At 57.9% G+C, this 11,614-nt stretch carries 11 protein-coding genes; 2 read left to right on the top strand and 9 right to left on the bottom strand.

The window, feature by feature from the left end; all coding sequences use genetic code 11:
* Positions 1-11: 11 nt before the first annotated feature.
* Positions 12-971: a glycine betaine ABC transporter substrate-binding protein gene (locus tag ABLN87_RS17410; protein ID WP_353012577.1), complete on the bottom strand. Its 960-nt coding sequence runs from the start codon at positions 969-971 to the stop codon at positions 12-14.
* 31 nt (positions 972-1,002) lie between these two features.
* Entirely contained in the window at positions 1,003-2,061 is a 1,059-nt protein-coding gene (locus ABLN87_RS17405; RefSeq protein WP_353012868.1) for a D-cysteine desulfhydrase, read from the bottom strand.
* Between the two features lie 149 nt (positions 2,062-2,210).
* Between ABLN87_RS17405 and ABLN87_RS17400 the strand changes: the two genes are divergently transcribed.
* Positions 2,211-3,113: a LysR family transcriptional regulator gene (locus tag ABLN87_RS17400; protein WP_353012574.1), complete on the top strand. Its 903-nt coding sequence runs from the start codon at positions 2,211-2,213 to the stop codon at positions 3,111-3,113.
* A 121-nt stretch (positions 3,114-3,234) separates the two neighbouring features.
* Here the strand turns inward: ABLN87_RS17400 and ABLN87_RS17395 are convergent, their stop codons facing one another.
* From ABLN87_RS17395 to ABLN87_RS17375, 5 genes are all read right to left on the bottom strand, one after another.
* Positions 3,235-4,062, bottom strand: a complete 828-nt coding sequence (locus tag ABLN87_RS17395) for an alpha/beta hydrolase (protein ID WP_353012571.1) — start codon at positions 4,060-4,062, stop codon at positions 3,235-3,237.
* Positions 4,063-4,065: 3 nt separating this feature from the next.
* The gene (locus tag ABLN87_RS17390) at positions 4,066-4,953 is read right to left on the bottom strand and encodes a tryptophan 2,3-dioxygenase (protein ID WP_353012568.1); all 888 of its coding nucleotides are present in this window, start codon (positions 4,951-4,953) and stop codon (positions 4,066-4,068) included.
* 64 nt (positions 4,954-5,017) lie between these two features.
* Positions 5,018-6,046 carry an L-threonine 3-dehydrogenase gene (tdh, locus tag ABLN87_RS17385; protein WP_353012865.1) on the bottom strand — a complete coding sequence of 343 codons (1,029 nt, stop codon included), beginning with the start codon at positions 6,044-6,046 and terminating at the stop codon, positions 5,018-5,020.
* A gap of 14 nt (positions 6,047-6,060) precedes the next feature.
* A complete protein-coding gene (locus tag ABLN87_RS17380) occupies positions 6,061-7,245 on the bottom strand; it encodes a glycine C-acetyltransferase (protein WP_353012565.1) in 1,185 nt (394 codons plus the stop codon).
* A 107-nt stretch (positions 7,246-7,352) separates the two neighbouring features.
* On the bottom strand, positions 7,353-7,916 hold the full coding sequence (locus ABLN87_RS17375) for a helix-turn-helix domain-containing protein (RefSeq protein ID WP_353012563.1): 564 nt from the start codon (positions 7,914-7,916) through the stop codon (positions 7,353-7,355).
* A gap of 116 nt (positions 7,917-8,032) precedes the next feature.
* Between ABLN87_RS17375 and ABLN87_RS17370 the strand changes: the two genes are divergently transcribed.
* The gene (locus ABLN87_RS17370) at positions 8,033-9,208 is read left to right on the top strand and encodes an acetyl-CoA C-acyltransferase family protein (RefSeq protein WP_353012560.1); all 1,176 of its coding nucleotides are present in this window, start codon (positions 8,033-8,035) and stop codon (positions 9,206-9,208) included.
* A gap of 96 nt (positions 9,209-9,304) precedes the next feature.
* On the opposite strand, the gene ubiB is transcribed toward ABLN87_RS17370, so the two are convergent.
* Positions 9,305-10,834: a 2-polyprenylphenol 6-hydroxylase gene (gene ubiB, locus ABLN87_RS17365; RefSeq protein WP_353012558.1), complete on the bottom strand. Its 1,530-nt coding sequence runs from the start codon at positions 10,832-10,834 to the stop codon at positions 9,305-9,307.
* On the bottom strand, positions 10,835-11,587 hold the full coding sequence (gene ubiE / locus ABLN87_RS17360; protein ID WP_353012555.1) for a bifunctional demethylmenaquinone methyltransferase/2-methoxy-6-polyprenyl-1,4-benzoquinol methylase UbiE: 753 nt from the start codon (positions 11,585-11,587) through the stop codon (positions 10,835-10,837).
* Positions 11,588-11,614 lie beyond the last annotated feature (27 nt).

The following is an 11,614-nucleotide window of genomic DNA, read 5'->3' as shown; positions in this document are numbered from 1 at the left end:
TTAGGTCTGGCTCAGAGACCCAGCATCGAGTCTACACGCTCGGAATTGGCGTTAACCCATTCGGCCGCAACTTCCTCAGCATCGCGACCATTGGCGCTGATCTCGAAGGCCAGCGAGCTCACGTCATCGGCTGTCAGGGAGAAGTTCGCGAAGAATTCCGCAATCGCCGGCGAGCGATCCCCAAGCGAGTTGGACCAGGCGATCTGCACTTCCTTCAGGGCGTCCTTGCTGGCTACCATCGACTTGTTGTACCAGTCAGGGTCGTCGGAGGGCTGCACCATGACGTATTTCTCAGGGTCATAAGTTGGTTCGGTCAGCATCACCACGTCAAACATGTACCAGACAGCATGCGGCTCGTAGCAGTAGAAGGCATATCCTTCTTTTTTGGCGATACTGTCCTTGATGCGCGCGGTCTTCACAGCTTCCTCGGCGCGGATCGGATCGATGAAATCCAACAGGCCATAGTCGCGTACCTTCACCTCGTTCACATTGGCCGAGGCCCAGCCGGGGGCACCGATCCACATCTCACCCTTGCCATTGCCATCGCTGTCCATCGCAGCCGCCACATCGGGGCGTCCAAGATCCGCGATGTCGGTGATATTCATCTCTGCGGCAAAGTCTTTGGAGACGCAGAAACCCTGATTGCCCTGATAAGGGTTCGATGACAGCGTCACTGTGCCAGCACCATCAACGTATTGATTGGTGAACGCCTCCTGGTTTGGCAACCATACATCGGGGTGCACATCGATATCACCCTTACCCTGATCCATCGCTTGAAAGATCGTGGCATTGTTACCGGGCACATACTCCACCGTGCCGCCAATGCGGGTGGTCACGATCTCACCTAAGACATGGGCAATGGCCTGTGCCCCGGTCCAAGTGGGAACACCGATCTTAACCTCTTCAGCGGCGAGTGGCGCGCCAAGAGCGGAAACCAAAGCCGCGCTGATCAAGTATTTTTTTAGTTTCATTTGATATCTCCTTGTTGGTTTGTTGTAGATTTCAGGCCTCGTAGCCAGGAAGTTCAAAGGTTTCGGGATAGCCAAACAGGGCTGCGCTTCCGCCGGTGTGCAGAAACACGACATTGTCCATGCCGTCGAAATAGCCTTTGCGGGTTTGGTCGATGAGACCATCCAACCCTTTACCCGAATAGACCGGGTCGAACAAAAGTCCTTCGGTGCGGGCCAGCAGCTTAAGCGCGTCAATCATTCCTTCAGTCGGAAGACCATATCCTGCACCAACGTAGTCGCAATTTGCGCGCACATTTTCGCGCGCAATGGGCGTACCCGTTTCCATATATTCGACAGTGCGCACCGCCAGATCATGGACCATGCCTTCCTGCTTGTCCTGCGGGGCACGCACGCCGATGCCCAGAAGGTGAATGTCACTTTCAAGGGTGGCAAGACCCGCGACCAATCCGGCTTGCGTGCCTGAGCTGCCGGTCGCATGTACCAGCGCATCAATTTTCAACCCGGCATTGGCGGCCTGTTCGCATAACTCACGCGCGCAATTCACATAGCCCAAAGCCCCGATCGGGTTCGACCCACCGCCCGGAATTATGTAGGGGTTTTTCCCTTCTGTCTTCATTCGCGCGGCGCAAGCTTCCATCTCGGCGTTCATGTCCGCACCACCGGGGCGCTTGGAGACACTGGCGCCATGCAATCGATCCAACAGGACGTTTCCATTCAGAATATAGTTCGGATCATTGGAACCCGTGCGATCCTCAAGCAGGATGTGGCACTCGATGCCAAGTTTTGCGGCCGCCGCTGCCGTCTGACGCGCATGATTGGATTGCGTCGCCCCCTGCGTGATGATTGTATCTGCGCCTTTCTGGACCGCGTCAGCCATCAGAAATTCCAGCTTACGAGTCTTGTTCCCACCCGACGAAAGACCGGTACAATCATCCCGTTTGACCCATAAACGCGGACCACCCAAAACCTCGCTCAGGCGATCCATTGGTTCCAAAGGCGTAGGAAGATGGCCAAGCGATACCCGAGGAAATTTCGCCAGCGTCAGCGATAACTCCTTGCACAAGCTCAAAACCAACTCCGGCCCGACCATCGCGTCACTGTCGGTCATTTGAATTGTCTCAGCCACCACATTCTCCCTGCTTTTGCCTACAGCCAAACACTTTCAAAAGAAAAAGAATAAAAACAGTGCATATTTCGCAGGCTGCTCATACATTTTCTTTGGGTGCTGGGGAGGTGCGGATGAATATGCTGTGGTTTGATGATGTTCTGGCCCTTCTGGAAGAGCGGAACATGACGCGGGCCGCGGCCCGCAGAAACATCACCCAACCTGCGTTCTCAAGGCGTATTCGCAGTTTTGAGGAGTGGCTGGGGATTGAAGTTCTCGATCGCAAATCGAACCGGGTCGAGATCAGTCCGGCACTGGCCTCGAACGAAGCCGAAATCCGCTCTTTGATCGCAAGGCTAAATGACCTGCGTACAAAAATTGCGCAACATGGCCCCACCGTTTCGATTGTGACGATCGCCGCGACACACGCATCGGTCGTCTCCACCTTCCCTGATATGGCACTGCGTGCACGTGCCACGTTCAAGGAGCTCCGTTTTCGTCTCAGAACTGCCAATCTGAACGATTGTGTCACTCTGTTCCTGCGCGGCGATACCAACATGCTGCTATGCTACGAGGCGCAAACCGTCGCCCCAATGCCGTTCGGAGCAGGCATTCGTCGCGGCACTTGGGGCCACGATTACCTCATTCCGGTCATCGGTGGCGGATTGCGGTATGCAGTGCGCGGAAACGGTGACGTGCCTTTGGATACACCGGCCATCGTCTATCCCGACAACAGCTATTTCGGCGAAGCATTGAACAAGAGCAAACTCCCGTTCGGAACCGCCGATTTCAGCAAAAACCCAGTTTGTCAGACGGCCTTCTCAACTGGGGCAAAGGAAATGATCCTGAGCGGTCTCGGTGTTGGTTGGTTGCCGTTCAGCATGGTGCATAGGGAGATTGAAAGCGGCGAGTTGATCTCCCTACGCAACCAATTGGGTCAGGAAAAGCTCGACGTAGTGGTCTATGCTCACCACCAGACCGAGATAGCGAGAACGTTGCTTGATTTCTGGACAAACAAGCCGCTTTCAAAGTATTGAGCTGAAAAAACGCCAATCAGTGCAAAAGTCTATAGCCATCTGTCGGAACCAATTCTTGACTGCGGAAGGTTGTATCGGTTTACGATGCGGCGAAAAATCTGACCGAAGTCCAATGCTCTGCCTACCTCGACACCGCCAAAAACGTCCCCGAATGCATGATGATGTCGAAATGCTGCATCCCCTTTTTCAGGTCGAAACTGACGGCATGCCCGGCTTTGCGTAGCAGTTCCGCGTAGTCCCGGCTTTGGCGGATGAACTCGGGCGTGTCCCTTTCGGCCACGGTCACGTGGTAGCGCGGGCCGGGGCGGGGGAGGTGGCGGATGGGCGACAGGTCGTTCACCTCGACCGGGGTTAATTGCAGCGGGTCGTTCACTGGGGTCAGGCTGATCGGTTCCAAATCATAAACCCCGCTGATCAGGATCACATCACGCACCCGTAACCCGGCGCGGGCCAGATCGTTGGCTGAACGTGCCATGACCATACTGGCCAGATGCGCGCCTGCGCTGTGCCCCGATAAGGTGATCCGCGTGGGATCAAACCCAAGCGTTTCGGCCTGCGAGGCCAGCCATAACAGCGCGTTGCTGCATTCTTCGACCATATCCCCGATGCGGGCGTTGGGGGCGAGCGTGTAGTTCAGCGTTGCAAAAGACTGCTCCGCTTCGATCAAGGCCGGGGCCATCATTGCCGACTCGCGCTGGCTGAGCGCTTGCCAGTATCCGCCATGAATGAACACATGCAGCGGCGCGCCAGCGCCTTTCGCCGGAAAGAAATCCAGAACCTGAGTTGGGCTTCCGCCATAGGCGAGGTTCTCTTGCACCGTCATTTGGGCACGGTGTTGTGCACTCAGGGCGGCATAGCTGTTCAGATAGGGCGTGAGGTCGCCTCCGACCATGGAGCTGGGGGAATATTCCTGCTCCAGCTCGGACTGTGAAAACCCGCGATACAGCATCACCTACTCCTGATCTGTGTACATCAACTCGGTGCGTACATCGTAGAGATCATGGAAGAACCTCAAATCCAAGGCCTTGCGCAAGAAAGAGACGCCGCTGGACCCGCCTGTGCCGGGTTGATTGCCGATCACGCGCTCGACTGCTGTGACATGATCGAAGCGCCAGCGCTGGAAGAGGGATTCCACATCCATCAGCTTTTCTGCCAGCGCATACAGCTGCCAATACCGGTCGGTATCGCTGTACACCTGCGCCCAGATTTTCACAACGCGAGGGTCCCCTGAATAGGGTTGTGCATAATCGCGGTCCAACAGGTCTTGCGGTACATCGAAGCCCTGGCGCGCAAGCATATGCAACACCTCATCATACAGCGAAGGTTTCGTCAGCACCGCGTTCAACTGCTCCATGACCTCGGGATCATGTTCATGAACCTTCAGGGTCGAAGCATCCTTGTTACCCAGAATGAATTCGATCTGGCGATACCCGTAGCTTTGAAAGCCGGACGAACTGCCAAGGGCCTGACGGAATGTCATGTAATCGGCAGGTGTCATGGTCAACAGGGTTTCCCATGCTGTGATCAACTGCCGTTGAATGGCTTTGATCCGGTCGATGTTCTTCATCGCTGGGCCGAATTCATCCTGCTGCAAGAAGCGTCGTACTTCGACCAGTTGGTGATGCATCAGCTTCAGCCACAACTCGCTGACCTGATGGATGATGATGAACAGCATTTCATCGGGCTGGGCCGGGTCCTGAAACGTACGTTGCAGGTTCAGCAGAGTCTTGAGTTGCAGAAAGTCGCCATAGCTTTTGCGGTGGGTTTCGGCGAAATCGGTGACCAGAGAGTCCTCAATCCCGCGCTCAAGATACCGGTCTTCATTGGCTTTGTCGCTCATGCTGCCTCCCCACCTGTGCTGTTTGCTACGTGTGTAGAGGCTGCGTTTGCAACTTTCCAGTGGTTCAGGTCCAGTCCAGAACAACCTTGCCGGATTGGCCCGATTTCATGGCGGCAAAGCCTTTGTCAAAGTCGTCCACGCCATAGCGATGGGTGATCACACGGCCGACATCCAAACCGTTCTGCAACATGGCGATCATCTTGTACCAGGTCTCAAACATCTCGCGCCCATAGACACCCTTGATGGTAATGGCTTTGAATACGATCCGGGACCAATCGACCGGGGATTTGCCCGGGGGGATACCCAGCAGAGCAATCTTTCCGCCCATCACCAAGGCCTCGACCATCTGGTCCAATGCGGCCTGAGAGCCCGACATCTCTAAACCAACGTCAAAGCCTTGTTGCATGCCGAGCTCGGTGATGACGTCGTTCAGCTCCTCGGCGGATACATCGACAGGGCGCACGCTTGGCACCACATGTTCGGCCAGCTTTAGACGGTCGGCGTTGATATCGGTGATCACCACGTTTCGGGCACCCGCATGGCGCGCGACGGCGGCGGCCATGATGCCAATGGGGCCCGCGCCGGTGATCAGAACATCCTCGCCCAGCAGATCGAAGCTAAGCGCGGTGTGAACGGCGTTGCCCAGCGGGTCGAGGATGGCGCCGATTTCATCAGGCACCTCATCGGGCAGTGGAACGACATTGAAGGCGGGCAGTTTCAGGTACTGGGCAAATGCGCCCTGCTCGTTGACTCCAATCCCGCGGGTACCAGGATCGAGGTGGAATTTGCCCGCACGGCTTTGGCGGCTGTCGGGGGTGATCAGATGGCCTTCGCCCGAGCAGCGCTGGCCGATCTCCAGACCGGTCACATTGCGGCCGATCTCGACGATCTCACCGGCAAACTCATGCCCGGTGATCATCGGCACGGGAACCGTGGCGGCGGCCCAGTCATCCCAGTTCCAGATATGGATATCGGTGCCGCAGATGCCGGTTTTGTTGACGCGGATCAGAACCTCGTCCGGGCCGATCTCGGGCACGGGGGCCTGCACCAACCATAGCCCTTCCTCGGGCCTGGACTTCTCCAGTGCTTTCATAGTGTTGGGGCGCATCAGATCACTCCCAGGTCTTTGCCGACCTTGCCAAAGGCAGCCAGGGCGCGATCCAGTTCCTCACGCGTTAGGGCCGCATTCATCTGCGTTCTGATCCGCGCCTGCCCGCGCGGGACAACCGGGAAGAAGAAGCCCGAGACATAGACACCTTCCTCAAACAGCTTTGCCGCCATGTCCTGTGCCAGCTGAGCCTCACCTAGCATCACCGGGATGATTGGGTGTTCGCCCGGTAGCAGGTCAAAGCCCAAACCTTCCAGCCTCGCGCGCCAGTACTTGGCGTTGCCGAACAGTTGCGCGCGCAGCATATCGCCTTCTTCGACCAGACGGATCGCCTGCAGCCCGGCGGCGACGATGGAGGGCGGCAGCGAGTTCGAGAACAGATAGGGCCGCGCCCGCTGCCGCAGCAGGTCGATCACTGGTTGCGGCCCAGCGATATAACCGCCGATTGCCCCCCCAAGTGCCTTGCCCAAGGTTCCCGTCAGAATGTCCACATCGACGCCGAAATGATCCGGCGTGCCAGCCCCGTTCGGCCCCATGAAGCCGGTGGCGTGGCAGTCATCGACCATGACAATCGCATCATACTTGTCGGCCAACTCGCGGATTTTCGGCAGGTTGGCCAGATAGCCGTCCATCGAGAACACGCCGTCGGTGGCGATCATGATATGTCGCGCGCCGTCCTCGCGTGCCTGTTTCAGCCAAGCTTCGAGGTCATTCATGTCGTTGTTCATGTAGCGATAGCGCTTGGCCTTGCACAACCGCACCCCGTCGATGATCGAGGCGTGGTTCAGGCTATCGGAGATAATCGCGTCTTCAGGCCCTAACAAAGGCTCAAACAGCCCACCATTGGCATCGAAACAGGCAGCGAACAGGATCGCGTCGTCCTTGTTCAGGAACTCGGCCAGCTTCTGTTCCAACTCCCGGTGAATGTCCTGGGTGCCGCAGATGAACCGAACGGAGGCCATGCCAAAGCCTTTGGGCTCCATCGCATTGGTGGCAGCTTCAATCAGTGCGGGATGATCCGCCAGACCAAGGTAGTTATTGGCGCACAGGTTGATGACCTGACGATCGCCCACCGTGATCTCACCGCCCTGAGGCGAGGTGATCATGCGTTCGCGTTTGTACAAACCCTCGGATTCGATCTGCGCGAGTGTGTCCGTGATGTGGGACAAGAATGCATCTGCCATGGCGACCTCCGATCAACTGAGTCGCATATCTAGCATAACGGACGTGTTTCCCAAATAGGGGAAATACAATATTCAGGAAAAATATCCGTGAAGACGGATTTTGCAGGTTAGGCGTTCTTGACGATCAGGAACACGCGTGCTGCATCAATCGCTGAAATGCAGTGCGAAATATCGGCCGCATAACGCGCGGTATCGCCTTGGCGTAGTTCGGAAACCGCGGCGCCAGAGGTGATGCGGACAGCACCTTCAAGAACGGTCAGCTGTTCCCGTGCCCCCCGCGCATGCGGCTGGCTGTTCAGCGCTCCACCGGCTTCGAACTGGATGTCGTAGACCTCATGCCCTCCGGCTTCCTCCGGGGGAGAGAGGATGCGGATGCGGCATTTCTCGCCCATATTGTCGATGCTGGGTACTTCGGCCTCACGCAAAACTTCGATCTGGTCGGTGTTGTTGGCATCGTCCAGAAGGCCCGCGAAATCGACTTGCAAGGCGCGGGTCAGGTTCCACAGGGTCGAGATGGTGGGGCTGCTCTCGCCGCGTTCGATCTGGCTGACCATAGACCGCGAGACGCCGCTGAGATTGGCCACGGCCTCAAGCGACAGACCTTTGGCGCGGCGCGCCTCTTTCAGGCGGGCGGGCAGGCGGGTCAGGATATCGTCTGTGTTTTCCGTCATGACGGAATCCATGCGTGTTGCGCGAGCGGATGTCAATTCTGACCGTGACGGGACGTCTTGCGCGACAGGGTCATTCAGCGGGTGCATAGTAAGCGCAAATTCAGGAGGATTGTCCCATGACCGATATCGTAATTCTCGACGGTGCGCGCACCGCAATTGGCACCTTTGGCGGTGCATTGGCCTCGACCGCGCCGATTGATCTGGCCACGGTGGCGACCGAAGCAGCGCTTGAGCGTTCGGGTGTTGAAGGTGCTCAAATTGGGACAGTTGTCTTTGGTCATGTAATCAATACCGAGCCGCGCGATATGTACCTGTCGCGGGTCGCAGCAATGCAGGCTGGGATCCCGAACGGGACACCTGCGATGAATGTGAACCGACTGTGTGGATCTGGTGCGCAGGCCATTGTGTCAGCAGTGCAGGCGCTGATTCTGGGCGATGCGGATTTTGCGGTGGCAGGCGGGGCCGAGAGCATGTCGCGCAGCCCCTATATCGTGCCTCAGGCGCGCTGGGGGGCGAAGATGGGTGACGTTTCTTCGTTGGACATGATGCTGGGCGCGCTAAACTGCCCATTCGGAACCGGCCATATGGGTGTTACGGCTGAAAACGTCGCGGATGAGCATCAGATCAGCCGTGAACAGATGGATGCGTTCGCCCTGAGCAGCCAGACCCGCGCGGCGGCTGCGATTGAGGCGGGATATTTCGAAAGCCAGATCGCGCCCGTTCAAGTCAAGGTTAAGCGGGACATGGTTGACTTTGTGGTGGACGAACACCCCAAAGCGACCACCGCCGAAGCGCTGGCTGGTCTGCGCCCAGTATTCAAGAAAGAGGGGCGCGTGACGGCGGGCAATGCCTCGGGCATCAATGACGGCGCGGCGGCGATGGTTCTGGCCACGGCAGATGCGGCGGAAAAGGCTGGGTTGAAGCCCAAGGCCCGGGTGTTGGGATATGCCCATGCAGGCGTAAGGCCCGAGGTCATGGGGATTGGCCCGGTTCCAGCGGTTCAGAACCTGTTGAAGAAGACCGGCTTGTCAGCGGAAAGCTTTGATGTGATCGAAAGCAACGAGGCCTTCGCTTCGCAGGCTTTGGCGGTCAATCAGGAACTTGGGCTGGATGCTGCAAGGGTGAACCCAAACGGTGGCGCGATCGCTCTGGGGCATCCGGTAGGTGCGACGGGTGCGATCATCACTTTGAAGACGCTGTACGAGCTGGAGCGCACGGGGGGTTCGAAGGGATTGATCACCATGTGCATCGGGGGCGGCCAGGGCATCGCCCTTGCCATCGAGCGGCTTTGATCTGAGATCGGGTTGGGGGGCTGTCTGCCCCCCATCGCGCCAAGGCGCGATTCCCCCCGAGGATATTTATGGCCAGATGAAGCAGGTGGGCTGAACCTAGCCAAACGCCATGATCATAAGAACACTGGCGGCCCCGAGGACGGCGCCGAGTAGGGTTGTGAGGATGCCGCGTAGAAGGCCTGATTCTTTGGGCTCTTCTTTTTGGGTTTGTGCGATGAGTGCGTTCTCCACCAGTGCAGGCAGGCGTGGGCCGAATCTGGCCAGAACTAGAGCGGTTTTCCCAAAGTCCCGCAGCGCGGCGCGTGGGCCGATTGAGCGTTTGATGTAGTCTTCGACCACGGGGCGGGCGACTTCCCAGATATTCATATGTGGATCGAGCGAACGGGCGACGCCTTCGACAACAACCATGGTGCGTTGCAGCAGGATCAGCTCGGTCCGGGTTTCCATGCCGAAGCGTTCGGTGACTTCAAATAGGTAGCTTAGCAGCCGACCCATGGAAATATGCGTTGCGTCCATGCCGAAAATCGGTTCGCCGACGGCGCGCAAGGCGCGGGCGAATTCATCGACATCCCGGTCGGCGGGGACGTACCCGGCTTCGAAATGAACCTCGGCCACGCGCTTGTAGTCGCGGCGGATGAAGCCAAAAAGGATCTCGGCATAAACCCGGCGGGTGTATTCATCGATATGGCCCATGATGCCGTAGTCATAAGCGATGATATCGCTATTGGCAGCGACCTTGAGGTTGCCCTGATGCATATCAGCATGGAAGTAGCCATCGCGCAGCGCGTGCAACAGGAACAGCCTCAGCACGCGTTCCGCCAGGTCACGGCGGTTGTGGCCTGCGGCGTCCAGTGCGTTATTGTCGCCAAGCGGAATACCATCCGCCCAGCTGAGCGTCATCACACGGCGGGCGGATAGGGACCACACCACCGGCGGTAGCCAGAACCCTGCATCATCTTTTGTGTTGGCGGCATATTCCGAGGCGGCAGCGCTTTCGAGGCGCAGGTCTAGCTCACCGCGCACGACGCCGTCGAAATGTTCGATCACCTCCATCGGGCGCAGACGACGTGCGCCCGGGGCAAAGAGTTGAACGATACGGGCAGCGAAATAGAACGCATCCACATCCTTGCGGAAGGCGCGTTCGATGCCGGGGCGCAAGACCTTGACCGCCACATCTTCACCCGTGGTGACCAGCTTGGCCTTGTGGACTTGCGCAATGGATGCAGCGGCAATGGGGTCGCTGAACTCGCTGAAGATGTCACTGACGGGTTGCCCGAGTTCCTTTTCCACCTCAGCCATGGCCTCAGATTTGGAGAAGGGTGGCAGCTTGTCCTGCAAGACGCGCAATTGTTCGGCCAGTTCATCGCCGACCACGTCGGGACGGGTCGAGAGCACCTGCCCGAACTTGATATAGGCGGGGCCGAGTGCAGTAAGGGCGCGCGTCGCAGGGGGCATATCCGGATCGCCCTTGTAGCCAAGCCATTGAAATGGCTTGCCAAGAGCGTGGGCCACGAAGCGCAACGATCTGGGGGCTTCAAACGCATCCAGCACCACGTTCATGGCACCGGTGCGTTCCAGTGTGGCGCCTGTTCGGATCAGGCGAATGATGTTGTGCGGGCCGCGCATCTAGATTTTCCAGCCGGAATGCAGGGCGGCGATACCCATGCTCAGGTTGCGGTATTTGGCGTTCTCAAAACCGGCGCTGCAGACCATGTTCAGGAACGTCTCCTGATTGGGGAATTTACGGATCGATTCCACGAGATACTGATAGCTGTCGTAATCATTGGCGATCAGCTTGCCCATGCGCGGAATGACGTTGAAGCTGTAGAGGTCGTAGAGTTTCTGCAGCCCGTCATTGGGCAATTGGCTGAATTCCAGCACCATCAGGCGGCCACCGGGTTTCAGAACGCGGAACGCTTCGTTCAGCGCCTCTTGCGGGCGGGTCACGTTCCGAATGCCGAACGAGATGGTGTAGACGTCGAAGGTGTTATCCTCGAACGGAAGCGACATCGCATCGCCCACCACCCAGTCCAGACTTTCAGACATCTGATCCGCCTCAGCCCGTTGGCGGCCTTCGATCAGCATCGATTCGGTCAGGTCCAGAACGGTGGCGTGACCGTGACCGGCGCGTTTAAGGAAGCGGAAGGATATATCTCCGGTACCGCCCGCCACATCTAGCAAGCGCTGACCGGGACGGGGCGCGAGCCAATCCATCATCGCATCTTTCCAGATCCGGTGAATGCCCATCGACATGACATCATTCATCACATCGTATTTCGAGGCGACGGAACTGAACACGCTTTGCACGCGTTCTGCCTTATCCGCCTCGCGCACGGTTTCGAACCCGAAATGAGTGGTGTTGTCGTTGATGTCAGACATTTGCCTTGCCGTTTGTCGAATTTCGCT

The organism is Ruegeria sp. SCP10 (assembly GCF_040329495.1).
Lineage (GTDB): Bacteria > Pseudomonadota > Alphaproteobacteria > Rhodobacterales > Rhodobacteraceae > Ruegeria.
Note: the sequence above shows the minus strand (reverse complement) of the source record. Positions and strands in the feature narration are given on the sequence as shown.